The sequence below is a fragment of the Methylorubrum pseudosasae genome (genome assembly GCF_029504475.1).
In the GTDB taxonomy this organism is placed as follows: domain Bacteria; phylum Pseudomonadota; class Alphaproteobacteria; order Rhizobiales; family Beijerinckiaceae; genus Methylobacterium; species Methylobacterium extorquens.
Map to the genome: position 1 here is coordinate 2,024,048 of NZ_JAQGDU010000002.1, position 23,627 is coordinate 2,047,674.

Below are 23,627 nucleotides of genomic sequence, written 5' to 3' on the forward strand. Positions count from 1 at the left end.
GTTACGCGATTGATTTCTTTATCTTTTCCAGATCAGTCCGCCGCCCCTGTGCCGGCTTTTGTGCTGTGATCGGCTCACCCGTCGCGTTGTCGATCTCCTGCGCGGGGGCTGTGCCGAGATTTGTGCCGGGCCCGTGTGCGGCCGTCCTGCGGTCCTCGACTTCAAGGAACGCGTAGGAGCGCTCGGTCTGGACCACGCTGCGGTGCCCGAGCTGATCGCGCACCATCTCCAGCGTCCACTTCTCCTCCTGCAGCAGGCGGCAACCGTGGGTGCGCCTCAGATCGTGCCAGCGCAGCAGCGGCACCTTCGCCCGTTTCGCCGCGTTCCGGAGCCCACGGTCGAGGTGGTTGAAGCGCTCGCCGTCGTTGTCCTTCCTCGGGACCGGCGCGACCGTCACGCGCCGGGCGCCGCGGGTTGTTGTCGCCGCGCCGTGGTGGAAGACGAACGGGCTCTTGAGGTGCCGCGGCAGCCGCTTCAGCACCGCAAGGGCAGGGGGCAGCAGGATCACCGTCCGCTCGCGCTTGCCCTTCGCCGTCTCGGCCGAGATCATGACGTGCTTGCGCGCGAGATCGACCTGCTCCCATGTCAACGAGAACTGCTCCTCCTGCCGCAGTCCCGTGTAGATCGCGAACAGGACCGCGTCGGCGACGTAGGGGAGGGCGCCTTCGAGCAGCCGCGCCTCCTCCGCCCGGGTCAGATAGCGCGTGCGGGGAGGGCTCTCGCGCAGCCCGCGCTTGGCCCGCTGCCGGAGGAAGGGAATCACCGGGTTAAGGTCGGCCCATTCCTTCTCGATCGCGAAGCCGAACACCGTTGAGAGGCAGGCCAAATCACGCCGCACGGTCGGCGCCGACGCGCCCGCGGTCCGGCGGTGGGACTCGAAGTCCTTCAGGTCGGCCGGGCGCAGAGCGAGCAGCAGCTTGTCGCCGAAGAATGCATCGAGGTGGTCGATCGACACGCCGTAACGCCGGAGCGTGCTGGGGCGCAGGGTAGGGCCGTGCTCCTTCTGGAACTCGTCCATAACCGCGTTGACCGTGAGCCGGGGCTTCCCGCCCCAGGCCAGTGCCTCTAGCTCGTCGAGCCAGACCTTAAGACGGCTGCGCGCGACGCTTTCAGATCGCGTCTCGAGGGACTGGCGGAGATCTTGGCCGTCCTTCTGGACCCGGCCCCACCACGTTTTGCCACGGAGATAGATCCCGGCCATTCCGGCACTGCCCTCGTCACCGAATCCCACCACTGACGCACGGCACGCATATCGAAAACCCACGATGACCGGGGTCCGAACGGCTGTCGAGCGCCAGGAACACGGCCGGCCGCCGCCATGCGGATCCAGTGCCGCTCCGTAAAGCCGAACTCCGCGACGAGATCGGCCGCCGTTCCGAGTTCAGCCGGCATGGTCCCTTCCTCGTGCGGTGGTGCTGGTGGATGGGGGCGGGGCGGCGAACGACTTCACCGAAGCGTGTCTCGCGCGGTAGGGTGCGCGCCCGCGATGTGTCCGGAGATCGGTGCCATGGCCCACCCCGCTCTCGGCCTCTACCAAGCTGCCGGCTTCGTGCTCGGCTGCATGGCGATCCACAGTCTGCGCGCTCACGCTGAGCGGCTGACCCCGGTGCTGATCGGAGTGGCGATGCTCATGGCCGGCATTCTGGCCGTCGACTGGCTCTCGACCATTCCCAACACGTTCGGCCCTGAGGGCTTCGAGGTGCGGGCGATCACCGGCCTCGAGTGAGGAAAGGTTGATCACCGCCCCGATCTCGGCGGCGAGGCTCTTGGTTGCGTCAGCCATGACGGTCGCCCTCCTGTTCAGCCTGGGCGATGAGGGCGGCATCCATCCGAGTGGGAATGCCGTGAGATGAACGAGGGCCGATCCTGCAAGCCTGACTAGAAAAGCTCGGCCGCCGCCCGAGATAGTTGGGTGAGGGCCGCTTGTGTGGCGGGCCATCGGGAGAACAGTATGGCGTCGCCAACGAACTCCGCCCTTCGGTCGAAGGGCGCGCGCTCCTACAGCGCAGCAGACTTGGATTTCCGGGAAATACTCGGGATGAAGACAGGGCGGGACCACGCCGATGCAGCGGCGACCCGTTTCAAGAAGGCGCGCCTTGCGGCCCAGGTCGAAGCCCTGAAGAAGCGCTAGCGCTCTCCCCTTCGGCACGTCGACGAGCCCGCTCATCGCCGCCCCCCATCCAAGCTCTCGCTCGGGAGAGAGGAGGCCCAGTTCCGGCAGGCCGGCGCGGTCGCGAGCACGTCGGTGCCCTTGCCGCCGGTCCAGTGCGCGCGCATCAGGCCGCACTTCCGGTAGACCTTGGCGAGACTCCTCCGGACGAGGTGGTCGCAGGAGCCGCAGGTCTCGCCCGCCGGGCCAGTGCCGGGCTGTGCCGCGTAGCCCTTGGCCTGCGGGCCGCCCTTGAGGCGCCGACGTTCAGCCGGCGTCAGTGCGTGTTCGGCGAGGAAGAGATCATGCTGCGGGTTCAAGCTCCCCGCCCTCTCCCGAAGCTCGGGGGTGATGGCGGGGGTCATGCTGCAGAACCTTTGGCGGGCGCGCCGGTGAGGGCGGTGATGGCGCGAGCAAGGAGGCTGCGTGCCGACGGGCTGCGCGGCTCTGCATCGGCCGCGACCGGCGCCGGACGGCCGCTCTGCTCGTCGCGGGCGAGCCTCCGGACCAACGCCAGGGCGTGCGCGGTCTGGGCGAGGAGCGCCGACTCCCGGTCCATCTCGCCGAGGTCTTCCTCGACAGCCGGAAAGTCGTGCGGGGCGATGCGGTGCTCGTCCACTCCGACGGGGGCGAACTGCTGCTGCAGCATCCGCTCGCCTTGGCGGGAGGCCAGCGCGCGGCGCGCGGAGAGTGCCAGCAGCCCGGCGGAGAGCTTGTCCCAATCGGCGAGATCGGCGGGGTTCAGCATGACGCGCCCCTCCCGGCGGCCCGGCGCAGGCCCAGCAGATCGCGGATCGCGGCGCGCTCGCTCGGAGGCAGGCTGTGGTAGCCATCGAGGACGCGGCGATCTTCGCTGGTGAGTTCGACGGGCGCCGGGTCGCCCAAGCGTGCCGGATCGATGCCGAGCGCTTCGGCGACTTCCTCACGTCGCTCGAAGGGCATGGGCTCGCGGCCCCGCTCCCAGCGGGAGACCGTCGCGGTCGACACGCTCATTGCCTTCGCCACATCGGCGAGGTGCAGACCCTTCTTCTGGCGGTAGTGGCGGATCATGGCGCCCGCGTGGGTCGGTGTTTCGGGACGGGAGACGGGCACGGGTCAGCGCTCCACGTAGAGTTGGCGGGGAGGAAGCGAGGGCTTGGTCGAGGGGCTAGAGGCCCGGCGCTGGGGCGGGCGCTTCGGCATCGGCGCGCTGCGGATCGGCCGATGCGGGGCCGTACGGATCCCCTGGTGCGCGTCCTCGCGGCGCTGCGCCTTGGCGAGGTCGCCGAGATCCACCGCCGTCTTGGCCTTGTGGCAGGGGTCGCAGAGCACCTGGCAATTCGACAGGATAGGCTCGCCGCCCATCCGATCTGGGATGATGTGGTCGTACTGGAACTTGCCGACGGTCAGGGTGCAGCCGCAGCCGGCGCCCTCGCACTTGCCGTCGGCACGCTTGAGCGCTTGACGTTGGGTCTTCTTCGAGAACTCGCGCCTCACGACCGCTCCCCCATCGCAGCAAGGGCAGCCACAACGAGTTCGCCAACGGCGCTCGGCATGGCCGTGTCGGTGTCGGGATCGCGGCAGGCGTCGCGGACGGCGAGCAGGGCTTTGCCCATGGCCGGGAAGGCGTTGAGCGCCCGCACGAGGTCGGCGGCCGCGTCGCGGTTCGTCGGGCCCTCGAACATGTAGGCGACAGCGTCGTCGCCCCGCCCGCATGTGATCCACGTCGTGCCGTCAGGGCGCTCGCCGAACGCGGCCGGCAGCGGGAGATGCTTGAGGGATGCGGTCACGGCGGCCCTCCTCAGTACGAGATCGCGACGTGCGGGACCGCCTTGCGGGCGATCATCGTCACGGCGAGCTTGGCGACGTCCTCGGTGATGCCGCCGGCCACCAAGGCGGCCACGGCTTCACGCTGGATCCGGTTGCGGCGGCGGGTGTCGGCCTCGCGCCGGGCGGCTTCCTCGGCCTCCTGTCGGGCCCGGTCCTCCGCCTCACGCTTCAGACGCAGTTCGGTCTCGGCGGCACGGCGCTCGGCGGCCTCGGCATCGAGGCGCAGTTGCTGCTCGCGGCGGGCGGCAGCATCCCGCTCGGCCTGGGCCGCAGCTTCGGCGCGGGCGACTTCCTCCTCAATGCGCCGGCGTTCGGCCGCGGCGGCGCGCTCGACCCGATCCCGCTTCTCGGCGGCTTCACGCTCAGCGCGGGCACGCTCGGCGGCGATGGCCTCGGTACGGATCAGCTCCTCCCGCTCATGGGCGGCGCGCTCGGCAGCCTCTCGCTGAAGGCGGATGCGCTCGGCTTCCTCAGCGTCGGCCTGCACGCGGGCTGCGCGCTTGCTCCGCAAATCACGGAGCGCGGTGTCCTTGGCGATGGCGTACTCGGCCGCGAATCCATCAAGGTCGACGCCGATGACGAAGGCTTCGAGATCCGCGATGGCCGCATCGATCTCCACCACGGTGCGGGCGGTCGCCGGCAATCCGTCGATCCGGGCGATCTCCTCGCGATGCCGGGCGATCCGCGCCTTCTCGGCCTCCTCGTATTCGGTGAGGGGCTTGCGCACCTCGTCGGCCATCGCCTCCAAAATCGACCATGTGCGGCGGCGGCAAGCGTCGATCTTGCCGGGGATCAGCTTCTGCTCGGCCGCGAGTGCCTTGCCGACGGCTTCCAGCGACGTCTTGGCCTTGGTGATGCTGAAGGCGAAGGCCTTCACCTCAGCACGCCCCTTGGCCGTCGAGACGTCGGCCGTGAATTTGTCGACCTCGCGCCGGATGCGGTCGATGAGCGGATCAATGCCGCCCTCCGTCGTGAAGACCTGCAGCGCGTCCTGCTGCGCCGGGATCGTGATGAGATCGGTCTGGCTCATCACAGCCACCCATAGGCACGGGCGCAGGCCACGGCGGCGACGGCGCATAGAACGGCGATCACGCCCAGACCGGCGGCGATCGACACGGGGGTGATGTCCACGGACGGCTCAGCGGCCGGAAGCGGCTCGAACACGGCAGGCCTCGTTGTCGTTGGAAGGTTTGGGGAGAGGCGCTGGCCGCACGAAAGGCAGGGTCAGGCGCTGGTATCGGCCGAAGGCGAGCCAAGCCCCGAAGGCGTAGGCGGCCAGTGCAATCCCGGCCACGAGGAGATCCTGGGCCAGGGCAAGCATGGTTCAGGCAGCGGCGGGAGAGACGAAGCCGGCCTCGTGAGAGGCGTGCGCCGCGGGCGCTGCGCTCTTGCCGTAGGGATGGGCGGCGTCGAGGCGGGAGAGTTCGGCGCCAATCGTGTGGGCTCGATCGATCAGCGAGCGCTCAGCAGCTTCCACCGCATCGACCCGGCGCATCGCGGTCCGGAGGGTGCCCCGGTTGTTGCGATCGAGGCATGCATCCTGCGCTGCGGCGAGATCCCACTCGCTGGCGTAGGTGCCGGATGTCCGCTCGAACGCGTTTCGGCTCGTCGCCATGTAGGCGTACCAAGCATTCATCAGGGCCGCGCGCACGGCGTTCGGATTGTGGATGCCGGCGGCCCTAAGCTGGGCGCTCGTCTCGCCATCGATGCCGGCGCGGACCGTGAGCGCTTCGTGAGCCTCAAGCGCGCGGACAAGATCCTTCCGCACCTCGGCGAGGTCGAAGGCGCTGACGGTCTGTTCGAGATCATCATCGCGGCTGACAGGTGCGCACATGGGCGGGCCTCGTCGGGCTGGTGTTGCAGGGAAGGCGAAGGGGCGCGCCGAAGCGCGGCAGGCTCAGGCGGCGCAGTCGTCCAGCGGCAGCGCTGGCGCGAGATCGGCGACCACGGCGGCGCGCTCGGAGGCGGCCTCAGCAAGGCGATGGATGTGAAGCTCAGAGGCGCCCGACGCCTGGGCCAGACGAACCCAGGCCACCGCGTCGGCGGCAGTCTCGATGCTGGCAACGTCGATGGGAGAAGCGAGGCCGGCCTCGTCGCGGCGCACGGCGATCACGACGGCGGGAGCAGCCTCAAGGGCATCGGCCGAACCGACATCGTGGATGCCGACGACGTAGCGCTGGGCTGAACGGCCGCGCCAAGCGGAAAGGGCAACCGCCGCCGTGCCGCGCAGCCCGGCCATCGTGCGCAGGCGCTCCTCGCGGACCTCCGATGTCGCCGCGCGCTGGCCGCGCATCCGGTCTTTCTCACGGCCCCAGTTCAAGGGTGGCTTGTTGGACATCGGCGGCGGCTCCATCGCGGGGTGGCGATGGGCATAATGCATCACATGCACAAACCGTCGTCAACGCTAAAAATGCATGGCGTGCATATTTTGCCGCACGACAGTTTTCCACACAGATCCACAGCCGTCAGGGCTTGCCAAGCAAATGCGGTTGCTGGCCTGGAACTGTTCCCCTTACGTTCTCATTGTTGAGGCGGCGGGTCGTCGCTGCGGGAGGCGCCGTTGCCCACGCTTACGCGTTTTATGGTGCAAGCTTATCAAAGAGACGAGGCGGGCGACTTGGTGGCCGAAGAGCCTCTACGCTTTCACTGCCCAGATGAGGCGAGGCAACGACTGCTCGATCTCGCAGATAGACGGGTGGGTGTTGTGGCTTACAGCTGGATTGGAGACATGAAGACGGGCGAGACCGGGAGGATCAGCCTGCTTTCCGTGTCCGGCTCTTTGCCGCAGTTCGCGGCGATCGCGCTGGGGATTGAGGATCACGCGGCGTAATGTCGACGGCCGGGGCATCGGCAACGAGGGCCTTTGCCACCCGTACGATTTGATCTCGCTGAGCCGGCTGAGCCTGCTCCCATATGGACCAGATGCCCTGAGTGTCGCTCGGGTCGCGGATCAGCAAATCGGAGATTTCGCAGCCATAGAGATCAGCTAGCGCCTCCAAGAGATCCTGCGAGTAAGGCACCTCGCCTTTCTCAATTCGCCCCAGGTTGGTGCCATCCATGCCGACCTCGTCGCCGACGGTCGCAAGGGTGAGGCCGCGGAATTTGCGCCACTGACGCAGGAAGTTCGGTCGGCGCGTTCGTTTGGGCTTAGGCACGGGAGGCATACGGCAGTTTCGCCGCCATACGTCCCAACGCCACGGGTCTACATGCATAAATATGCTTGACATGCATTGTGTATGACATGCATCTTTTGGGCATGAGGCTCGCAGATTGGCTCCGACAAAATGAGCGTACGGCGACTTGGCTTGCAGGCCAGGTCGGCCGTGATCCGTCTTTCATCACGCGAGTGAAGAACGGCGACGCGATGCCCTCGATCGAGGTTGCTGCCGCCATCCAGCGCATCACCGATGGCGCCGTGACGGCTGTAGATTTCCTGCCGGCCGTCACTGCAGTACCTCGGAGCGCAGCATGAGCGCGCTCGACAAACCGCGCGGTTCAATCGCCGTTGTCGCTGAGCGCGTCATTGCACGTCGGGACGCCCGTAAGCCTGCTTGCTCACGTGCTCCCGTGTCTCGCGAAGAAGCCGCAGAACCTCAGAGTGAAGGTTCCTCTGGCGCATCAGATGCTCTCCCTCGGCGAGTTCGTCGATGAGCGCGTCTGGATCAATCGCCGCGTGTTTCGCGAGGACGCCGTATAGGCCGACGATCAGGATCTCGAGCCCGTCGAGCCGTGCTCGAAGCTCGTCTTTCTCCTCGGAGAAATCTGACAATTCCCGCTCCATCGGTTGTCTCGCAACTCCCGATGTAGGGCAGCACGGTCGGGCGGCTCTTGCCCCCTCGATTACGCTCGACCGTGCTCGCACCCCTTTCCTGCAGCCGCACTTCCCCGCGGCTGCCGGATCGCGCCCGATCCTGTCTCACCTTTCTGCGTCTGGATCGGGCGCACCTCAGTTCAGCACCGCCAGCATCGGCCGGGTGTCGATGACGCGGGCGACGACGTCGCGCGCTTCGTGCGCTGCTTCGGCAAGCGCCGGGTCTACCTGCACCACGCCGAGCATCGCCTCGATCATGTGCCGGGACAGCGACGCGCCCGCGTCCTCGCCCCGCTCGACCTCGCGTCGCACCAGCCACGTCACCATGGCGTGCATCGCCAGGATGGTCGCGGCGCCGTCGGTCTCCTGCGTGTGCTCGTTCATCTCGCTCTCCGTTTCGCGCTTCGGCGCATCCGTGGCCCCGCTGAGGGGCGGACCTTTCTTGGTCATTCCTCCCCAGCACTGCCGGAGCCTTCGGGCTCCGGCCTTTTCTTCCTCGCTCGTCCGCCCCTGCCGCCAAGCCCGCGGCGGTCGCGCGTCGATCCGTAGTGTTGCGTCCTCCGCCTCAAGTCTTCGTCCAGCGCCTCGCGCCTCCGAGATGCAATTCAGCATGTCGGAGTGCTCAGATGCGGACAATTTTTGCCCGGAAACGGACAATGCAGACCGCTGCTAACCTCGCCAATCCGCTGGTCGATGCCCTGGTGCGCCATGCCGAGCGCCGCACGGGCTCGCGGATGCTGGCCTACGAGGCCGTCGGCCGCACGATCGGCACCACCGCGTCGTGGGTGCGCAAGTTTGTCGGCAACCAGCCGGTCCGGCTCGACGCCGACACCTTCCTGCGCATCCGCGCGACCTACCAAGCCAACTGTGACCGCTGGGACGCCCAGGCGGACGAAGATCGGGCCGCGTTCTTCGCGCTCGGAGGGGGAGACGATGCAATGGATCAGGGCTCGAATGCGCGCCTGGATGTGGCGGAAGGCTCGCGAGCTACGAGAGGTCGGCAAGCCGCTGCCCTGGTGGCTCCGGTGGTGGATCAGGGCGCGCAGTGACTGACGCGCTCAACGAGGTGCGCTGAGCACACAAGCAAGCCGCTCGGATCTGCTGATTGTCGATCAGGGCAGGCCCCGAGCGGCTGCTGTCTCTTTCTGGAGAGGACTGTCTATGAGCACACCCGCAGCCGTCGGGCAAGGTGACCCGTCATCTGTCGCCGCCGATCAACTGAAATCCATCATCGAGCGCATCGAGCGTCTTGAGGAGGAGAAGGCTGGCATCGCGGGCGACATCAAGGATGTCTACGCGGAGGCGAAGGCCAACGGCTTCGACGTGACCGTGCTGCGGGCGATCATCCGCCTGCGGAAGAAGGATCACGACGAGCGCCAGGAAGAGGAGGCGATCCTCGAAACCTACCTCGTCGCCCTCGGCATGGCGTAGCCGACATGCGCGCGCCCTCCCTCTCATCCGCAAAGCTGGGCGCGCGCCTCAAACCCGAGGATCGCCCGGTCTACGCTCATCGCCGGATCGTGGCCTCGGTTGAGATCCGGTTTCCGCTGCCGCCGAGCACGAACAGCCTGTTCGCCAACGTCGTCGGCCGCGGTCGCGTGAAGACCACGAAATATCGAGCATGGCGCCAGCAGGCCGCGCTCCTGATCGACGTGCAGCGCCCCGGCCGGATGGCCGGCCCCTGCGATGTCACGATCTACCTGCCGCCCTTTTCCGGCGACATCGACAACCGGGTGAAGCCGTGCCTGGACGCGGCGGTCGCAGCGGGCGTGCTCGCTGACGACGGCCAGCGCTACGTGCGCCGCAAGACCGTCGAGGTCGACCGCTCCGCCACCGAGGTTCGCATGGTCCTCACCATGCCCTCCGTCGAAGAGCAGGACCGCGCCGAGATCGAGGTGCGAACCCGCGAAGGCCAGAGCTGCGCGCACATCGCCGTCTCGCTCGGCCTCGACGAGGGCCACGTCCGCACCGTGCTCGCGGAGATCCGGCCATGAAGGCGCGCTGCACCGATACGTGGCCGGACACCATCCGCAATCGCCAGGCGATCGCCGAGCGTTGGGCGGCGGGCATGGACACCCTAGCCATTGCCGAGGACACCGGGCTCACGGAGCCTCAGGTCTGTCAGATCCTCGCTCGCATACAGGATACGCGGCACGCCGCACGCCTGCTGTCGCGCACCCTGGATGCGCGGTCATGAGCGACGAGCGCCCCACCATTCAGCAACAGATCGACGAGGTGCTGTGCTGCCTGCTCAGCATCCGCTCGGCCGTTGAGGCGTGGCAGCTCGCGCCTGAGAAGCACCGCAGCGTCGAGACCGGTGCGTGCCGCTCAAAGCTGGTGCCCCTGGAGGCCGCTGTCCGCACCCTGGAGTGGGTCAGGGACAACGCTGAGCAACTGCGGCAGGCGCACGGCGCCGCTGCTTCCTCCCGACCTGCAGAGTAGGCGCGCCGTGCCCCTCGATCCCGCAACGATAGACGCCATGGTCGCGGCCGGCTTCTCAGCCGAGCAGATCGCGACCGTGGTCAAGGCTGAACTCGTCGCCGATCAGGCACGGGTCGCGAAGGCCGATGAGGCGCGCCGCGCGAAGGCTGCGGAGAAGAAGCGCCGGCAGAGGGCTGTAAAGGTCGATGCGTCCCCCAATGTCCCGGGGACACAGGGGGACGACCGGGGACAACCGGGGACACATGGGGACAGCCCCTCCCTTGATGGTCTCCCCCTTCCCCAGACCCCAACCCCCTCCCTTAATCCCTCCCATTCCGATCCTGACGGATCGGCCTCGCCGAGCGGCGAGCCTCGGTCGGCCGAGATCATCGACCCTCGAAAAGACCTGTTCGACCGCGGCCTCGGCGCCATCCGCCGGATGACCGGCTGCGCTGAGCCTCGGTGCCGGACCCTGCTCGGCAAGTGGCTCCGCGATGCCGGCGACAGCGCCGTGGTCGTGATGGCCGCCATCGACACGACCGAGGCCGCCGAGACCGCCAACCCCATCCCCTACGTCGAGGCGATCATCGCCCGGGAGGCCAAGCGCAATGGCTCAGGATCTCACGACACGTTCGGCCGCGGCGCTGCCGGCAATCGATATGGCGGATCCAGCTTCGATGCTGTTGCTACCGGATTGGCTCGCGTCGCAGCTCGCCGCGGTCTCGGACCTGGGGGCCGGGCGAACGGAGGTGGATCCGGTCACGAGGCAGATCACGGCGCGCGTCGCGACGATCCCGGCATCGAGGATGCCGACTGGACCGCAGCGGACGGCGATAGCTCGGCGCATCGCCGACCTGCAGGCCGCCACTGAGGCCGGGCCGGTGGGAGAGACGATCGCCGCGCTGGGCGACCTGATCCAGGAATACGCGCCGACCCGGCTGGACGACCGAACCGTCAGCATCAAGGCCGAGGCGTACCTCGACGGCCTCGAGGATCTGCCCGCCTGGGCGATCCGGGCGTCGATCCGGCGCTGGCGTCGCGGCGAGACCGGGCTCCCGCCCGAGGTGCACGACTTTGCCCCGAAGCCCGCGCGCCTGCGAGTGATCGCCGAGCGACTGGTGCTGGTGGCCCGCGGGCAGGCCGCGCGCCTGCAGCGCGTACTCGACGCCAAGCCCGAGGAGCGCATCACCGACGCCCAAATGGCCGCGAACAGCGAGAAGCTAACGGAGCTGATCGCGAAGACAGCGGACGGCCCGGTCGTCGAGCCAGCGGGCGCGGAAAGCGCCGAGCGCCGCGCGGCTATGGCCGATCTGGATGAGCGTCGGAAGCGGCGTGAGGCCCGCGAGCGTGAGGGCGCACCTGCGCCGGAGACGTCGGCATGATCTGCGCTCGCTGCGACGGCGACACCCGCGTTTTCGACAGCCGACCGGTGGAGAGCGACCCGGGCGTGATCCGGCGCCGACGCCAATGCGAGGGCTGCGGGCGTCGCTTCTACACCTGGGAGAGCACCATGAACCCGCTGAAGCACCGGGCCAGCGCCCGTGCTCGACGGGAGCGGTGGCGCGCCAAGCACCCGCCCGAGGTGAAGGCGGAGAAGCGCCGGGCGAGCGACCTCCGATACGAGGCCAAGCGCCACGCCGCCGAGACCAATCAGCCGGTTGCCAAGGTGATGCGAGCCTGGAACGTGCCGCCGCCATGGCCCGCATCCGCCAACCCCCTCCCGTAGCGTACCGAGGAACAGCCGCCATGCCTGCAAGCCGAAATGGCCGCCACTTCGACGCCAAAGCGACGCCGCAGCACAACGCCGTCATTGCCAAGGATGAGCCTATCCCGGCCGAGCGTCGGAATAAGACTCCGAACCTCTATGCGGCGGCCGTCCGCTGGTACATCTGCACCACGGCGCCGAGCCGGGAATTGTCGGCTGCCGCCAGCATCCGACGCGCCATGCTTCGCGGCGTCAGAGCGGACGAGACCCCGTTCATCCCCTATGTGCCCTGCGAGTACCTGTGGCGGCGTTCAGTGCGCTCGAACCTGCGGGTGCCGCGGCGGGAGCAGCAGCGCCCGGCCATGCGGTCCTACCTGTTCCTTGGTGTGCTCGGTGGCCTCTGTGACGAGACGCTAGCGGCCCTGAGGGAGCGGGACATCGACGGCCGCAACACGCACGGCCTGTCCGGCATCCTCGGTTCGGCCAACCGCGGCCCGCTCGCCATGAACTCGGCCGGCCTGCGCTGGCTTCGGCAGTGGGGTGAGGACGAACTGGCAGGCCGCACGAACCTCACGCCGCTCGCGGGCATGCAGGCAGGGGAAGAAGTGCGGGCCGGCTCAGGCCTATTCAACGGCTTCGTCGGCAAGTTCGTCGGCACGTCGGACGGTGGCGCAGTCGGGATCATCTCCCTGGAGGTGATGGGCGCGCCCTTCGACTACCGCCTGCCCATCGAGGATGTGCAAAGAGTGGCATGAACGCCATATCGTCCTTCTGACGCCTGAACGTGTTACAGGCCAGTAACTTACCACGCCTATGAGATGCGCTATGGGCCGCTTAGTTCTTGCTTTGTTCCTAACGCTTCGTTAATCATATCGTAGAGTTCCCGAGAGAGAACTTGTCGAGCTTGGCTGTGAGGCGCGGTGAGGTGGGGTTGAAGTGGCCCCCTGCGATCTAAGGCGCCAGGTTGGAGGCTCAACTGTGTCGCCGGACAACCTCTCAATCTTTCACATCACAGCCATACCGAATTTGGCCGGCTTGGCTGCGCAGAGGCACCTTCTGGCGAAGAACGTCATGACCGGACAGGGGCTCGGATACGCGAATATCGCCTACCAGAGCGTGCAGGGTCGTCGCGCTAACAAAGCCGTAACAGCCGGCAAGGGTGGGGTGCTGCACGATTATGTGCCCTTCTACTTCGCGCCTCGCTCACCGATGCTCAGAGCCATCGATGGCGGGAGAGTCGAAGGTTGCAGCTACCGCCAGGACGACATTGTGCACCTTCGGGCAAGTCTGCGTAAGGTGATCGATGCGAAATTGCCGTTTGTGTTCTATGACATCAATGCAGCAGTATTCAATGCTAGGTGTTTCGACGACTTGGCGCATCTTGGCGAAATAGATTGGGAGCTATTCTTCGAGAGACCCACACTTGATGGCTACTGTAAATATTGGAACAATGTTCACGCAAACCAGAGATATGTCTCTCGCATGGAAACGAGACAGGCGGAGTTTCTAATTCATACAGCGTTTCCGCTGAATCTTGTCGATGAAGTTGTCGTAAGAACACAGCCGGCCGCCGCAGCAGTGCAGAAACTAGTGCGTGATGCTGGCTGGCATGTTAATGTTCGGGCGCAGCCGTTGTGGTATTTCTAGAGGAGGGGGTCGTGTCGATTACTATCACTGATGGCGACCTTCTCAGTCAGAAGGTCGATGCAATAGTCAACACGGTGAACTGTGTTGGCGTGATGGGCAAAGGGATTGCCCTGCAGTTCAAAAGGAAGTGGCCAGCGAATTTTCGTGCCTATGAAGCCGCGTGCAAGGCTGGCGATGTCGTGCCAGGTCGCATGTTCATCTATGACGCCGGCGGCTTGCTGAAGCCGCAGTACATCATCAACTTTCCGACAAAACGGCACTGGCGCGGCAAGTCTGAGATCAGCTTTATCGCTGAAGGTCTGAAGGACCTTGTGCAGCAGATTGAGGCTCTCGAGATAAAGTCGATTGCTGTCCCTCCTCTGGGCTGCGGCAACGGTGGCCTTGATTGGGATGATGTCCGGCCTCTCATCGAAGATGCCTTGGGCCACATTCGGGACCTGGATGTTCGGCTGTTCGCACCCGGCGAGGCGCCTATCGTCCGCAACTTAGCCCCAGAAGCATCTCCGTTGCGGATGACTCCCAGCAGGGCGGCAATGGTCTCGGTTCTGTCCGCTTACCGCGATCTGTCCTATCCAATGTCACGGATTGAAGTGCAGAAACTTGCCTACTTCCTTGAGCGGGCAGGCGAGCCACTCGGCCTGTCATTTGTCAGGCACACCTACGGCCCATATTCTGACACGCTGAGGCACGTTCTCACTAGGATGGACGGAGCGTACATTACGGGCGTGGGGGACCAAGACGGTCCATCGGAAATCCGTGTACTTCCTAACGCGTTGTCCGCCGCAAACGAGCATCTTGATCAAACGGAGGCTCAAACGCGCGAGCGGGTTGAGCGAGTCGCGAGGCTCATTGAGGGCTTCCAAACGCCCTATGCGATGGAACTCCTGGCGACCGTCCACTGGGTGGCAACCGAAGAGCCTAGACCGTCCGACCTTCCAGCGGTTGTTGCAGGCGTCCACGCTTGGAACGCGCGGAAGAGAGAGATCATGTCGGAGCGCGACATCGGGCTCGCGCTTGAGGCGTTGCGCGAGAATGGATGGCTTCAGAGCGAAAAAGCGAGCGAAGTCGCCTAAGCTTTCCAACTGCGATAGGCGTGTGCACACGGCGGCATGACGCCTATCGCAGCGTTGACTTTCGATAGGCCAGCTCTATTGTCCCGTCTGCGCCAGTTGCAGAACAATATGGACGGGCTGGGCGCGAGATCGGACGTGAGGCCGCCGTAGGCCCTGCCGCTTCTCACGATTGGAAAGATGTGCCCCGAGCGGATAGCCCGCTGCGGGGCTTTTTTTAGTCTTCCTTGATCAGCCCAGCTTGGACGGCCTTTTGGCGAGCTTCCTCAACCTTGTGAAAGGCCTGTGCGGCGGCGAAGCCTCGCGCCGGGCCGGATCCATTGCGGTGAGGCTCGGGCCTGCACAGATCCCTGATGAAGTTCCGGAAGCCCTCCGTATCGTGGTCCACCTCCAGCTTGCCCGCGACAAGCGCGATGTAGGCAATGAGGCCGTCCACCTTGTCGTCGATTTCTTGAAGGCGGGCGCCAATGTCGATCTGCTCATTACCCATGCAACGCTCCTCATCGGCCGTCTCTGGCACGCCGAGGAGATAGGGCGAACCCAGGCTGGGACGACACGGTCGTCGAGCGAGGATCGCCGGGGGACCCTGGCACCCCCAAACCTATACGGGTGGTCGGGGCCCCGACAGTTTCTAGCGCCAGGGTCTGAAAACCCGTGAACGGTGAACGGTGAACGCAGGGGTGAACGCTTGCCGACCGTGATGAGCCAAGCCGAGTTCGCCCGGCACCGCGGCGTGTCGAAGGCGATCGTCACGAAGTGGAAGGGGCAAGGCCTCCTCTCGTTGACCGACGACGGCAAGGTCGACGTCGATGCCACCGAGTGGAACCTCGACCAGCGCCCGGCGACCTATCGCGGCGGCACCGCGCACCGGCCGGTGCGGGCCGTCCCGCAGGACAATGAGCCGGTTGGGAAGCCGGCCCGCCCAGCCCCGCCGCCGCGGCCCGCCGCTCCGGCGCCGCAACCAGTGAACGACGAGGCCGGGTCCGATCCGGTCGAGATCGATTGGGACGATCCGAACCTCCCGCCGAACCTCGCGCTCCAGCGCAAGGAGAACTACCTCGGCCTGCTGCGGAAGCTCGATCATGCGGTCAAGCAGGGCTTGCTCGTTGACCGCCCCGCCGCCGAGGCCGCGTTCTTCGAGGAAGCCCGCGCCATCCGTGACGCACTGATCGCGTGGCCGGCGCGCGTGTCGATCGAGATGGCCGAGGAGATCCGGATTGATCCGACCACCGGCAAGGCCGACGCCCGCGAGCTGACCCAGGTCTTAGCCGCCTATGTCAACACCTTCCTCACCGAACTCGGCGAGCCTTCCGACCTCGACCTGTCTCGACACAGCCAGCCTTAGGCGTTCGTGGCGCAAGGGCCTTACCCCGCCGCCGAACCTTAACGTGGTGGATTGGGCCGAGAACTTCCGGAAGCTGAGCAAGGAAAGCTCGAACGGCGGCAAGTTCATCACCGCAAAGGTCGAGGTGGCGCGCGGGCCCATGCTGTGGGCGACGGAGCCGGGCGTCAGCAAGATGACGCTGATGGCCTGCACGCAGCTCCTGAAGACGACCGTGATCGAGAACATCCTCGGGCGGTTCATTCATCTAGACCCATGCCCGATCCTGGCGGTGCTGCCGAAGGACGACGCGGCCGAGACCTTCTCGAAGGATCGGCTGGCGCCGATGATCCGGGATTCGAGGAAGCTCCTCGAACTGTTCGGTGAGGCCAAGTCGCGGGATGCCGGCGCGACCCTGACGCACAAACAGTTTCCCGGGGGCCACATCACGCTCGTGGGCGCCAACAGCCCGACCAACCTCGCCATGCGGCCGATCCGGCTCTTGGTCTGCGACGAGATCGACAAGTACCCGCTCTCGGCCGGCGGCGAGGGCCCGCCGATCGATCTGGCCGAGGAGCGGCAGGCCGAGTTCAAGGCCAACAGCCTGACCGTGCTCGCGTGCTCGCCCACCGTCGCCGGCCGCTCCGCGATCGAGGCAAGCTACGAGGAGAGCGACCAGCGCAAGCCCTTCGTCTCCTGCCCGCACTGCTCGGCATGGCAGGCAATGGAGTGGGAGCAGGTCAAGTTCGACAAGGACGACGACGGCAAGATCCTGGCCGCGAGCGCCCGCTACGAGTGCGTCACCTGCGACAAGCCATGGAGCCCGGCACAGCGGCTCGCGGCGCTGCGCAAGATCGAGTGGCGCCAGACCAAGCCGTTCACGTGCTGCGGCGAGAAGCAGGTTCCGGAGCAGTGGGCACCGCTGGCGCACGGGGTGCGGCGGGCGCTGTGCCGAACCTGCGGCACGATGGCGGTCTCGAACGAGCACGCGGGCGGGCAAGCGTCCAAGCTCTACGCGCCGAAGCAGACCATCAAGGAGACGGTCGCGAAGTTCGCGCGGGCGCTGCGACGGGGGCCGGAAGCGTTGCGGACCTTCTTCAACACGCAGCTCGCCCGGACGTGGAAAGAGGGCGTGGACGCACCGGAGTGGAAGGACGTCTACGCCCGGCGCGACGACTACTACACCGGCACGGTCTCGCACGGCGCGCTGATCCTGTTCGCCGGGGTCGACGTGCAGAAGGACCGCCTCGAGGTCTCGATCTGGGGTTTCGGGCGCAACCGGGAGCGCTGGCTCGTCGAGCACCGGGTGCTTACCGGCGACACCATCCGGCCGGCGGTCTGGGCCGAACTCGCGGCGATGTTCGACGAGACCTGGGAGCACCAGGGCGGCGCCGAGATTGCAGTGCGGGACTGGGGCATCGATTCGAGCGCCTTCACCGACGTGGTCTACACTTTCGTCCGGCAACAGGCCGGCCGCGGCAACGTCCACGCGATCGACGGCCAGGACAGCTACTCGAATATCTACCTCGGCGTCGGCAACAAGGACGCGAACCAGAGGGGCAAGAAGCTCCGGCGCGGGCTGAAGACGGTCAAGGTCGGCGTCTCGCTCGCCAAGCAGGAGCTGATGAACTGCCTCGGCTTGCAGCGCCCCGCTGCCGGCGCGGCGTTCCCGGCCGGCTTCGTCCACCTGCCGCGGGACGTGCCCGAGGACGGCGTGCAGCAGCTCACCGCCGAGGAACTGGTGGTGAGCCTCAGTCGGGGAAAGACCCGGCGCGAATGGGTGCCGATCGGCGGACGCCGCAACGAGTGGCTGGACTGCGCGAACTATGCCCGCGGGCTCGCCGGCGATGCGCGGCTGGGACCGCTGGCGCGAAACGCAGTGGCGCAGCCTGGAAGACGCTTTGGGCATCCGGCGGGAGTCGGTTGCTCCCGTTCGCGAGGTGACGGCCCCGGCCGTGGTCGCCGGCTCGCTGGCCGACCGGAACATGAAGCGCAGCACGCGGCGCAGCGTGGCCCGCAAAGGGCCGGCGAGGTGGTGATGACCGAAACGACCTCTCAGGATCTCGCGAAGCTGCGCGTGCAGCTCGCGAACCTCGACCGTGTCATGGCGAGCGGTGCCTTGACAATCGAGCAGGCCGATAACGGCGGGCGCACGACCTACCGGAGCTATGCCGAGATGGAGAGGGCGCGCGCGAAACTCGTCCGCGAGATCGACGCCCAGGCCGCGAAGCTGTCCGGCACGCGGAGGCGGCGCACGAGCCGCATATCCCTGATCAGCACCAGCGGGTTCTGATCGGTGGCCGGAGCGTTCCAGACCCGGCTGCGGGTGAAGGGCACGGGCGAGGTCGTCGAGCCGATGGCGCTTGATCTCACCGGGGGCGTCGGTGCCGCAGTGCCCACGCCTTACGAGGTGGCCGGCGGCACCGGCCGGCGCTCGAAGTCCTGGCGCGTCGGATCTTGGGGGCCGAACGCGGCGATCACCTATGCGCTCGACGAACTGCGCCGGAAGTCGCGGGATCTCAGCCGGAAGAACGCTTTCGCCGGCGCGGCCGTCGACAAGCTCGTCGACAACATCATCGGCACCGGCATCGTCCCACGTTCGATCGCGGCGCGCTCCGTCGAGGGCATGGGCGAGGAACAGGCGAAGCGGGTCCGGAAAGAGGATGCCGCGTTCCGCGCCGCCCTGCAGAGCCTGTTCCTTGCCTGGACCGACGAGGCGGATTCGGTCGGAGCGCACGACTTCTACGGACTGCAGGCCATCGCGGTGACCGGCATGGTCGAGGGCGGCGAGAGCTTCACCCGGCTGCGCACCCGCCTCCTGTCCGACGGCCTCACCGTGCCGCTGCAATTGCAGGTGCTGGAAGGCGATCACTGCGACCACATGAAGACGGACGCGACCAATCGCATCCGCCAAGGCATCCAGTTCAACGCGATCGGCGCGCGGACCGGGTACTACCTGCGCCGCGAGCACCCCGGTGACGCCTTCATGGCCACGGGCGGGATCGACGAAACGCTCGTTCCGGCCGGTGACATCTGCCACCTCTACCGGGCCCGCCGCCCCGGCCAGGACCGCGGCGAACCCTGGCTCGCGCGGGCGCTGCGCACCCTCTACGACCTCGACCAGTATTTCGACGCCGAGTTGGTGCGGAAGAAGAACGCCGCCCGCCTCGTCGCCTTCATCAAGCGCACCCTTGACGCGGAGGACGACGGCGAGCCCGGCGGCGGGCCGCTGGGCTCCGACCCCGCCACCGACGATGGCGTGGCCGTCGTCGAGATGGAGCCAGGCACGGTGCAGGTGCTCGCCGACGGCGAAGACGTCGAGATGTGCGAGCCCACCGACGTCGGGGCGAACTTCGAGCCCTTCGTGCGTGAAGCCAAGCGCAGCGTCGCCGCTGCGGTGGGGCTCCTCTACGAGGTGCTGAGCGGCGACTACAGCCAGATGGACGACCGCACGCTCCGCGCGGCGCTCAACGACTTCCGCCGTTCCGTCGAGCGTTGGCAGCATCACCTCGTCGTGTTCCAGTTCTGCCGGCCGATCTGGCGCCGCTGGATCGACCTCGCCCTGCTCTCCGGCGCGCTGAAGTTGCCGGCCGGCATGACCCGGCAGCAGGCCTACGCGGTCGAGTGGGTGCCGCAGGCGTGGTCCTACATCCACCCGGTGCAGGACGTCGAAGGCAAGATGAAGGAGGTCCAGGCGGGCTTCTCGACGCGCACCCGCGTCGTCGCTCGCGCCGGCTACGACGTCGAGCAGGTCGATGCCGAGAACGCCGCCGACAACGCTCGGGCCGACGAGATGAAGCTCTCCTACACCTCGGACGGGCGCAAGGCCGAGAAGGCGCCGGCCGCCGCCGCACAGCCCGACGATCCGCCCCGGTCCACCCCCCCGAAGGAGCCGCAATGACGAGCGCCCTACGCGCCCTGACGGCCGAGCCGTGGGCGATCCGTCCCGACTATCTGCACTTCATGGCCTCACTCGCCGCGCTCGACCGCGACGGCCGCGCCGATCGCCGCTCCGCCGAGGGCGAGGACTGGTTCCGCCTCGACCTCGCCGCCGCGGCGGGCCCGACTGCACAGCGCATGGAGGGCGCCCGCTACGCCATGCTCACCCGCGAGGGCGTGGCGATCATCCCGGTGGTCGGCCCGATCTTCCCGCGGGCCAACCTGATGACCGAGATGTCCGGCACCGGCACCTCGGCGGCGATGCTCTCGCGCGATCTCCTGCTCGCCCGCGACAGCGACGAGGTCGGCGCGGTTCTGCTGATGGTGGATTCGCCCGGCGGCTCGCCGACCGGCATCAACGCGCTCGCCGACCAGATCTACGCCATGCGTGGCCGCAAGCGCGTCCTGGCGCACGTCTCCGGCACCTGCGCCTCCGCCGCCTACTGGCTCGCCTCGGCCGCGGGTGAACTCGCGGTCGAGAAGACCGGCATCGTCGGGTCTATCGGCGTGGTGGCTGCGGTGCCGAAGCAGGTCGAACCGGACGCCTCCGGCACGCTGTCGATCGAGATCGTCTCGTCGAGTGCGCCGAACAAGCGCCCCGATCCGCAGAGCGAGGAAGGCGCGGCCGAGATCCGCTCGCTCCTCGACAGCATCGAGGCGCAGTTCATCGCCGACGTGGCCCGCGGCACCGAGCCGCTGACCGCCGAAGGTGCGCCCGTCTCCCGCCTCGCCGTCGTCGCCATCGTCGCCGTCTACGGCACGACCGACCCCCTGAACTGAACCATCCCGCCAGGAGAGAGACCCATGGCTAGAGCCCGCGGCGCGAACGCCATCATGGCGGCTTCGTTCGAGACCACCTACGGCACCCCGCCGAGCACTGGATACCGGAAGCTGCCCTTCGTCTCGTCGAACCTCGGCGAGGAGCAGGGTCTCATCCCGTCCGACCTGCTCGGCTACGGCCGCGAGGCCTTGCCGCCCTCCCGCGACGTCATCAACAACGACGGCGACGTGGTCGTGCCGATCGACCTGCGCAACTTCGGCAACTGGCTGAAGCTGTTCATGGGCCAGCCCACCACCACGACCGTCGGCGGCGCGCAGGAACACGTATTCTCCTCCGGCGCGATCAGCCTGCCGTCCTGCACCGTCGAGATCGGCCTGCCGGAGGTGCCGAGCTACGGCCAGAACTTCGGCGTCCGCGGCAACACGATGCGTGTGCAGATGCAGCGCTCCGGCCTGCTCACCGCGACCCTCGGGCTGATCGCGCAGGGCGAAAACAAGCTCACCGCCTCCGCCGCCGGCACGCCGGCCGAGGCTTCGATCGAGCGGTTCTCCCCGTTCCAGGGTGCGATCACCCGTGGCGGCGTGGCGCTCGCCTCCGTCACCTCGGCTGATTTCACCTACTCGAACCAGTTGGAGAAGGTGGAGACGATCCGCGGCGACGGTCGGATCGAGGATGCGGACCCCGGCATGGTGATGATGTCCGGCTCCATCACGACCCGCTTCCGCGACACCACCCTGCTCGACCAGGCAACCGCCGGCGATCCCGTAGCGCTCACCTTCGGCTGGGTCACCGACGCCGGCCGCTCGCTCGTGTTCGAGGTGCCCGCCGTCTACCTGCCGCGCGCGAAGACCCCGGTGACGGGACCGAACGGCGTGCAGGCCACCTTCAACTGGCAGGCGGCCAAGGACAGCGTGTCCGGCAAGACCGTCATCGCTACCCTGCGCAACAACGTGACGACGTACTGAGGCGGAGCGGGTTACGGCTTAAGGTAACGAGCGAGCGCGAAGGCGAGGCCGGCGACACCTCCGAGCGTGCCCACTACAAGCGCACCCATAAGGCCCACGACCTGCCACGTGGTGGGGATACTGGATACCTTGCCCTCGACGAGCTTCACATCAGCGGAGGAGGCCTTACTATCGAGCGTCTTCTCAATGCCCGTCAAACGGCTTTCAATGCCACCTAGGCGCTCTGACGTTTTGAGCCCAAAGGCATTCACAAGCTCGGTGAGCTTGTCGATCTTGCCGTCAAGCTTTTCGAGGCCCTTCTCAAGGGCTGATACGCGCCTGATCACGTCTTCCATCGAGCCGCCTCCACCGCCCCCACCGCCTTCACGCGACATGTGCTCTGGCCTTGGTGAGAAACGTTGATGAGTCAGAACTTCGGCCAACTGTTCGTCGGCACTTTTTTCAAATTGACTAGCCATCGGAGTTTTTCCGATTTTGTAACTTGCGATACTGTCCCTGAATGCTAACTCTAGCAAACCTTTGCATATTACCACAATTCAGGCACGCCCTAGTATAGTAACTTAATCCTCTTGCGCTGCCGCCATCTTCAGACAAATATTCGTATGACCATCGCAATATAACATCGGCATTATTTATGGTGTAGTAAAACCAATTATCGACACTACAAAGATTGCAACTTGAAGAGACGCCTACCGCCGCAAGCGCCTCCTTAAACTGATCCACACTGAAATCAGATGCGAATTCTGACTGAACATTGCTGCGCTCATCGACCTTGTCGTCTTCACGACTCATCAGTTCGCCCCCTCAGGATCATCCCGATGCGGGAGATAGCCGTGGCCGGTGAGCCAGTCGGAGAGGATGTGACGGACGGCCTCGGGTCGCGAGCAGCCTTCCCCGTCTCCCGTGACGAAGGCATCCAGCGCGGACAGGAGGTCAGGCTGCATTCGCACGACGACCTGTGTGCCCTTGCCGGTTGGCGGTGGGCCGCGGCGCCTGGGGCGCGAGTGGGTTGCGAGTGCCTGCATGAAACTATGATAGCACGGAGCCGGTGCCGGCATAGCGTGCCAACGTATCTCCCCTCAGGGCTTACCGGTGGTCCGCTGGATGCAGCGGATCTCCGGCGGGTTGGCAAACATCAGGCCCGGCGGCCGGTCAGTACTTTCGGCGAGATTGACTAGCATTCCGCCAAATTCCTTACGAGCTGCCTCGCAGGCCTCCTTGGTGGGAAAATCGACGCTGCCGGAGGTCAGGCCGCCGGTGGTCGTCATGAAGAGCCAGAGCATCACGTAGGGCATCGCGGCAGTCAGCACGCCGAGCCCCGTTCGATCAAGCCATTAACCAAGGATCTTCGCATGCTCAGACTGCCAGTTCCGGCGGATGAATTGTCATGGCTCGACCTGCTGCCGGGCGTCCGCGTGCGGGTTCGCCCTGCCACTCCCGCCGCCATGATCGCCGCCCGCGCCGAGGCCGGGCAGGCGTACCGGCCTTCCCCGGCATCAAGACCGACAGCACCGCCTGGTGCGCGGCCTTCGTGAATGCCGTGCTGGAGCGCGCCGGCCACCGCGGCTCCCGCAGCCTCGCAGCTCGGTCGTTCGAGTCCTGGGGCGTCGGACTGCCGGCACCCGCGCTCGGCGCCATCGCCACGAAGAAGCGGGGCAACTCAACCTGGCAGGGGCACACCGGTCTCGTGGTCGGCGCGAATGCTACGCAGGTGTTCCTGCTCGGCGGCAACCAGAGCGACGCGGTCAACGTGGCAGCGTTCAAGCGCTCGGAGATCGTCGCCTATCGCTGGCCGGCCGACGTGCCGCTGCCGGCGCCTCACACGCTGCCGACGACGATCGCCGGGGCGCGCTCGGGTGTGAGCGAGGCATAGTTCAGCGAGCCGGCCGCGAGGGGGGTACGAGCCGGCCCGCCGGCCGCTGACCCAGGACTGATCGGGCAGAGCCAGCGGCGTCGCCTCATGCGCGACTGACCGCCAGCGCTCAAGCCGCCTCGACCTTGCTTGACCA

35 protein-coding genes are annotated in these 23,627 nt (G+C 66.8%); 17 read left to right on the top strand and 18 right to left on the bottom strand.

The window, feature by feature from the left end:
* Window position 1: 1 nt before the first annotated feature.
* On the bottom strand, window positions 2-1,201 hold the full coding sequence (locus M2437_RS10310; protein ID WP_253387317.1) for a tyrosine-type recombinase/integrase: 1,200 nt from the start codon (window positions 1,199-1,201) through the stop codon (window positions 2-4).
* Between the two features lie 306 nt (window positions 1,202-1,507).
* Here M2437_RS10310 and M2437_RS10315 point away from each other — a divergent pair, with 306 nt between their 5' ends.
* Window positions 1,508-1,726, top strand: a complete 219-nt coding sequence (locus M2437_RS10315; RefSeq protein ID WP_253387318.1) for a hypothetical protein — start codon at window positions 1,508-1,510, stop codon at window positions 1,724-1,726.
* Between the two features lie 437 nt (window positions 1,727-2,163).
* Here M2437_RS10315 and M2437_RS10320 read toward each other — a convergent pair whose 3' ends face one another.
* The 12 genes from M2437_RS10320 to M2437_RS10375 all read right to left on the bottom strand — a co-directional run bounded on the left by M2437_RS10320 (window position 2,164) and on the right by M2437_RS10375 (window position 8,153).
* Window positions 2,164-2,469 carry a hypothetical protein gene (locus tag M2437_RS10320; protein ID WP_253387319.1) on the bottom strand — a complete coding sequence of 102 codons (306 nt, stop codon included), beginning with the start codon at window positions 2,467-2,469 and terminating at the stop codon, window positions 2,164-2,166.
* A gap of 41 nt (window positions 2,470-2,510) precedes the next feature.
* Window positions 2,511-2,897, bottom strand: a complete 387-nt coding sequence (locus M2437_RS10325; protein WP_253387320.1) for a hypothetical protein — start codon at window positions 2,895-2,897, stop codon at window positions 2,511-2,513.
* Complete coding sequence (locus M2437_RS10330) at window positions 2,891-3,241, bottom strand: helix-turn-helix domain-containing protein (RefSeq protein WP_253387321.1); 351 nt, start codon at window positions 3,239-3,241, stop codon at window positions 2,891-2,893. Before M2437_RS10330 ends, M2437_RS10325 begins: the two co-directional genes overlap by 7 nt.
* Before the next feature lie 3 nt (window positions 3,242-3,244).
* Entirely contained in the window at window positions 3,245-3,625 is a 381-nt protein-coding gene (locus tag M2437_RS10335) for an HNH endonuclease (RefSeq protein WP_373691109.1), read from the bottom strand.
* Window positions 3,622-3,918 (bottom strand): hypothetical protein, encoded by a 297-nt coding sequence (locus M2437_RS10340; protein ID WP_253387322.1) that lies wholly within the window; start codon window positions 3,916-3,918, stop codon window positions 3,622-3,624. The genes M2437_RS10335 and M2437_RS10340 overlap by 4 nt, the downstream gene beginning before the upstream one ends.
* Before the next feature lie 11 nt (window positions 3,919-3,929).
* A complete protein-coding gene (locus tag M2437_RS10345) occupies window positions 3,930-4,988 on the bottom strand; it encodes a hypothetical protein (protein ID WP_253387323.1) in 1,059 nt (352 codons plus the stop codon).
* A gap of 108 nt (window positions 4,989-5,096) precedes the next feature.
* On the bottom strand, window positions 5,097-5,279 hold the full coding sequence (locus M2437_RS10350; protein ID WP_253387324.1) for a hypothetical protein: 183 nt from the start codon (window positions 5,277-5,279) through the stop codon (window positions 5,097-5,099).
* Window positions 5,280-5,282: 3 nt separating this feature from the next.
* Window positions 5,283-5,792, bottom strand: a complete 510-nt coding sequence (locus tag M2437_RS10355) for a hypothetical protein (protein WP_253387325.1) — start codon at window positions 5,790-5,792, stop codon at window positions 5,283-5,285.
* Between the two features lie 63 nt (window positions 5,793-5,855).
* On the bottom strand, window positions 5,856-6,197 hold the full coding sequence (locus M2437_RS10360) for a hypothetical protein (protein ID WP_373691183.1): 342 nt from the start codon (window positions 6,195-6,197) through the stop codon (window positions 5,856-5,858).
* A gap of 514 nt (window positions 6,198-6,711) precedes the next feature.
* Complete coding sequence (locus M2437_RS10365) at window positions 6,712-7,113, bottom strand: helix-turn-helix domain-containing protein (RefSeq protein ID WP_277570271.1); 402 nt, start codon at window positions 7,111-7,113, stop codon at window positions 6,712-6,714.
* A gap of 365 nt (window positions 7,114-7,478) precedes the next feature.
* Complete coding sequence (locus M2437_RS10370; RefSeq protein WP_499006687.1) at window positions 7,479-7,727, bottom strand: hypothetical protein; 249 nt, start codon at window positions 7,725-7,727, stop codon at window positions 7,479-7,481.
* 177 nt (window positions 7,728-7,904) lie between these two features.
* Complete coding sequence (locus M2437_RS10375; RefSeq protein WP_253387329.1) at window positions 7,905-8,153, bottom strand: hypothetical protein; 249 nt, start codon at window positions 8,151-8,153, stop codon at window positions 7,905-7,907.
* A gap of 272 nt (window positions 8,154-8,425) precedes the next feature.
* Between M2437_RS10375 and M2437_RS10380 the strand changes: the two genes are divergently transcribed.
* The 10 genes from M2437_RS10380 (at window position 8,426) to darG (ending at window position 14,615) form a co-directional block, all read left to right on the top strand.
* Window positions 8,426-8,818, top strand: a complete 393-nt coding sequence (locus M2437_RS10380) for a hypothetical protein (protein ID WP_253387330.1) — start codon at window positions 8,426-8,428, stop codon at window positions 8,816-8,818.
* A 112-nt stretch (window positions 8,819-8,930) separates the two neighbouring features.
* On the top strand, window positions 8,931-9,200 hold the full coding sequence (locus M2437_RS10385; protein WP_253387331.1) for a DUF2312 domain-containing protein: 270 nt from the start codon (window positions 8,931-8,933) through the stop codon (window positions 9,198-9,200).
* Between the two features lie 5 nt (window positions 9,201-9,205).
* A complete protein-coding gene (locus M2437_RS10390) occupies window positions 9,206-9,763 on the top strand; it encodes a RusA family crossover junction endodeoxyribonuclease (protein WP_253387332.1) in 558 nt (185 codons plus the stop codon).
* Window positions 9,760-9,966, top strand: coding sequence for a helix-turn-helix domain-containing protein (locus M2437_RS10395; RefSeq protein ID WP_253387333.1), 207 nt, complete (start codon window positions 9,760-9,762; stop codon window positions 9,964-9,966). The genes M2437_RS10390 and M2437_RS10395 overlap by 4 nt, the downstream gene beginning before the upstream one ends.
* Complete coding sequence (locus M2437_RS10400; RefSeq protein ID WP_253387334.1) at window positions 9,963-10,211, top strand: hypothetical protein; 249 nt, start codon at window positions 9,963-9,965, stop codon at window positions 10,209-10,211. Before M2437_RS10395 ends, M2437_RS10400 begins: the two co-directional genes overlap by 4 nt.
* Before the next feature lie 587 nt (window positions 10,212-10,798).
* Entirely contained in the window at window positions 10,799-11,572 is a 774-nt protein-coding gene (locus tag M2437_RS10405) for a hypothetical protein (RefSeq protein WP_253387335.1), read from the top strand.
* Window positions 11,569-11,916 carry an NrdR family transcriptional regulator gene (locus tag M2437_RS10410; protein ID WP_373691110.1) on the top strand — a complete coding sequence of 116 codons (348 nt, stop codon included), beginning with the start codon at window positions 11,569-11,571 and terminating at the stop codon, window positions 11,914-11,916. Before M2437_RS10405 ends, M2437_RS10410 begins: the two co-directional genes overlap by 4 nt.
* 20 nt (window positions 11,917-11,936) lie before the next feature.
* Entirely contained in the window at window positions 11,937-12,650 is a 714-nt protein-coding gene (locus M2437_RS10415; RefSeq protein WP_253387336.1) for a hypothetical protein, read from the top strand.
* A 223-nt stretch (window positions 12,651-12,873) separates the two neighbouring features.
* Window positions 12,874-13,542: a type II toxin-antitoxin system toxin DNA ADP-ribosyl transferase DarT gene (darT, locus tag M2437_RS10420; protein WP_253387337.1), complete on the top strand. Its 669-nt coding sequence runs from the start codon at window positions 12,874-12,876 to the stop codon at window positions 13,540-13,542.
* An 11-nt stretch (window positions 13,543-13,553) separates the two neighbouring features.
* The gene (darG, locus tag M2437_RS10425) at window positions 13,554-14,615 is read left to right on the top strand and encodes a type II toxin-antitoxin system antitoxin DNA ADP-ribosyl glycohydrolase DarG (RefSeq protein ID WP_253387338.1); all 1,062 of its coding nucleotides are present in this window, start codon (window positions 13,554-13,556) and stop codon (window positions 14,613-14,615) included.
* A 214-nt stretch (window positions 14,616-14,829) separates the two neighbouring features.
* On the opposite strand, the gene M2437_RS10430 is transcribed toward darG, so the two are convergent.
* Window positions 14,830-15,102, bottom strand: a complete 273-nt coding sequence (locus M2437_RS10430; protein ID WP_253387339.1) for a hypothetical protein — start codon at window positions 15,100-15,102, stop codon at window positions 14,830-14,832.
* A gap of 207 nt (window positions 15,103-15,309) precedes the next feature.
* On the opposite strand from M2437_RS10430, the gene M2437_RS10435 reads away from it, so the two are divergent.
* The 5 genes from M2437_RS10435 to M2437_RS10455 all read left to right on the top strand — a co-directional run bounded on the left by M2437_RS10435 (window position 15,310) and on the right by M2437_RS10455 (window position 21,618).
* Entirely contained in the window at window positions 15,310-15,957 is a 648-nt protein-coding gene (locus M2437_RS10435; protein WP_499007166.1) for a hypothetical protein, read from the top strand.
* Window positions 15,958-16,000: 43 nt separating this feature from the next.
* Window positions 16,001-18,226, top strand: coding sequence for a phage head-tail joining protein (locus M2437_RS10440; RefSeq protein ID WP_253387341.1), 2,226 nt, complete (start codon window positions 16,001-16,003; stop codon window positions 18,224-18,226).
* Between the two features lie 63 nt (window positions 18,227-18,289).
* On the top strand, window positions 18,290-19,834 hold the full coding sequence (locus M2437_RS10445) for a phage portal protein (RefSeq protein ID WP_253389612.1): 1,545 nt from the start codon (window positions 18,290-18,292) through the stop codon (window positions 19,832-19,834).
* Window positions 19,831-20,652, top strand: coding sequence for a S49 family peptidase (locus tag M2437_RS10450; protein WP_253387342.1), 822 nt, complete (start codon window positions 19,831-19,833; stop codon window positions 20,650-20,652). Before M2437_RS10445 ends, M2437_RS10450 begins: the two co-directional genes overlap by 4 nt.
* Window positions 20,653-20,676: 24 nt before the next feature.
* A complete protein-coding gene (locus M2437_RS10455; protein WP_253387343.1) occupies window positions 20,677-21,618 on the top strand; it encodes a phage tail tube protein in 942 nt (313 codons plus the stop codon).
* Window positions 21,619-21,629: 11 nt separating this feature from the next.
* On the opposite strand, the gene M2437_RS10460 is transcribed toward M2437_RS10455, so the two are convergent.
* The 4 genes from M2437_RS10460 to M2437_RS10475 all read right to left on the bottom strand — a co-directional run bounded on the left by M2437_RS10460 (window position 21,630) and on the right by M2437_RS10475 (window position 22,928).
* Window positions 21,630-22,076 carry a hypothetical protein gene (locus M2437_RS10460; protein WP_499006690.1) on the bottom strand — a complete coding sequence of 149 codons (447 nt, stop codon included), beginning with the start codon at window positions 22,074-22,076 and terminating at the stop codon, window positions 21,630-21,632.
* Window positions 22,069-22,410, bottom strand: a complete 342-nt coding sequence (locus M2437_RS10465; RefSeq protein ID WP_253387345.1) for a hypothetical protein — start codon at window positions 22,408-22,410, stop codon at window positions 22,069-22,071. The genes M2437_RS10460 and M2437_RS10465 overlap by 8 nt, the downstream gene beginning before the upstream one ends.
* Window positions 22,410-22,562 (bottom strand): hypothetical protein, encoded by a 153-nt coding sequence (locus M2437_RS10470; protein WP_277570275.1) that lies wholly within the window; start codon window positions 22,560-22,562, stop codon window positions 22,410-22,412. Before M2437_RS10470 ends, M2437_RS10465 begins: the two co-directional genes overlap by 1 nt.
* Window positions 22,563-22,697: 135 nt before the next feature.
* A complete protein-coding gene (locus M2437_RS10475) occupies window positions 22,698-22,928 on the bottom strand; it encodes a hypothetical protein (RefSeq protein WP_253387346.1) in 231 nt (76 codons plus the stop codon).
* A 77-nt stretch (window positions 22,929-23,005) separates the two neighbouring features.
* On the opposite strand from M2437_RS10475, the gene M2437_RS10480 reads away from it, so the two are divergent.
* Entirely contained in the window at window positions 23,006-23,491 is a 486-nt protein-coding gene (locus M2437_RS10480; RefSeq protein ID WP_253387347.1) for a TIGR02594 family protein, read from the top strand.
* Window positions 23,492-23,627 lie beyond the last annotated feature (136 nt).

Excerpts from the sequence above, each read along its gene's own strand:
- M2437_RS10325 (WP_253387320.1), bottom strand. The coding sequence starts at position 2,897 with ATGCTGAACCCCGCCGATCTCGCCGATTGGGACAAGCTCTCCGCCGGG.
- M2437_RS10410 (WP_373691110.1), top strand. The coding sequence starts at position 11,569 with ATGATCTGCGCTCGCTGCGACGGCGACACCCGCGTTTTCGACAGCCGA.
- M2437_RS10360 (WP_373691183.1), bottom strand. The coding sequence starts at position 6,197 with ATGGCCGGGCTGCGCGGCACGGCGGCGGTTGCCCTTTCCGCTTGGCGC.
- M2437_RS10430 (WP_253387339.1), bottom strand. The coding sequence starts at position 15,102 with ATGGGTAATGAGCAGATCGACATTGGCGCCCGCCTTCAAGAAATCGAC.
- M2437_RS10415 (WP_253387336.1), top strand. The coding sequence starts at position 11,937 with ATGCCTGCAAGCCGAAATGGCCGCCACTTCGACGCCAAAGCGACGCCG.
- M2437_RS10395 (WP_253387333.1), top strand. The coding sequence starts at position 9,760 with ATGAAGGCGCGCTGCACCGATACGTGGCCGGACACCATCCGCAATCGC.
- M2437_RS10460 (WP_499006690.1), bottom strand. The coding sequence starts at position 22,076 with ATGGCTAGTCAATTTGAAAAAAGTGCCGACGAACAGTTGGCCGAAGTT.
- M2437_RS10455 (WP_253387343.1), top strand. The coding sequence starts at position 20,677 with ATGGCTAGAGCCCGCGGCGCGAACGCCATCATGGCGGCTTCGTTCGAG.
- M2437_RS10375 (WP_253387329.1), bottom strand. The coding sequence starts at position 8,153 with ATGAACGAGCACACGCAGGAGACCGACGGCGCCGCGACCATCCTGGCG.
- M2437_RS10400 (WP_253387334.1), top strand. The coding sequence starts at position 9,963 with ATGAGCGACGAGCGCCCCACCATTCAGCAACAGATCGACGAGGTGCTG.
- M2437_RS10355 (WP_253387325.1), bottom strand. The coding sequence starts at position 5,792 with ATGTGCGCACCTGTCAGCCGCGATGATGATCTCGAACAGACCGTCAGC.
- M2437_RS10380 (WP_253387330.1), top strand. The coding sequence starts at position 8,426 with ATGCAGACCGCTGCTAACCTCGCCAATCCGCTGGTCGATGCCCTGGTG.
- M2437_RS10310 (WP_253387317.1), bottom strand. The coding sequence starts at position 1,201 with ATGGCCGGGATCTATCTCCGTGGCAAAACGTGGTGGGGCCGGGTCCAG.
- M2437_RS10385 (WP_253387331.1), top strand. The coding sequence starts at position 8,931 with ATGAGCACACCCGCAGCCGTCGGGCAAGGTGACCCGTCATCTGTCGCC.
- M2437_RS10450 (WP_253387342.1), top strand. The coding sequence starts at position 19,831 with ATGACGAGCGCCCTACGCGCCCTGACGGCCGAGCCGTGGGCGATCCGT.
- M2437_RS10390 (WP_253387332.1), top strand. The coding sequence starts at position 9,206 with ATGCGCGCGCCCTCCCTCTCATCCGCAAAGCTGGGCGCGCGCCTCAAA.
- M2437_RS10345 (WP_253387323.1), bottom strand. The coding sequence starts at position 4,988 with ATGAGCCAGACCGATCTCATCACGATCCCGGCGCAGCAGGACGCGCTG.
- M2437_RS10405 (WP_253387335.1), top strand. The coding sequence starts at position 10,799 with ATGGCTCAGGATCTCACGACACGTTCGGCCGCGGCGCTGCCGGCAATC.
- M2437_RS10315 (WP_253387318.1), top strand. The coding sequence starts at position 1,508 with ATGGCCCACCCCGCTCTCGGCCTCTACCAAGCTGCCGGCTTCGTGCTC.
- M2437_RS10480 (WP_253387347.1), top strand. The coding sequence starts at position 23,006 with ATGGCTCGACCTGCTGCCGGGCGTCCGCGTGCGGGTTCGCCCTGCCAC.
- M2437_RS10470 (WP_277570275.1), bottom strand. The coding sequence starts at position 22,562 with ATGCAGCCTGACCTCCTGTCCGCGCTGGATGCCTTCGTCACGGGAGAC.
- M2437_RS10465 (WP_253387345.1), bottom strand. The coding sequence starts at position 22,410 with ATGAGTCGTGAAGACGACAAGGTCGATGAGCGCAGCAATGTTCAGTCA.
- M2437_RS10445 (WP_253389612.1), top strand. The coding sequence starts at position 18,290 with ATGGCGCTTGATCTCACCGGGGGCGTCGGTGCCGCAGTGCCCACGCCT.
- M2437_RS10350 (WP_253387324.1), bottom strand. The coding sequence starts at position 5,279 with ATGCTTGCCCTGGCCCAGGATCTCCTCGTGGCCGGGATTGCACTGGCC.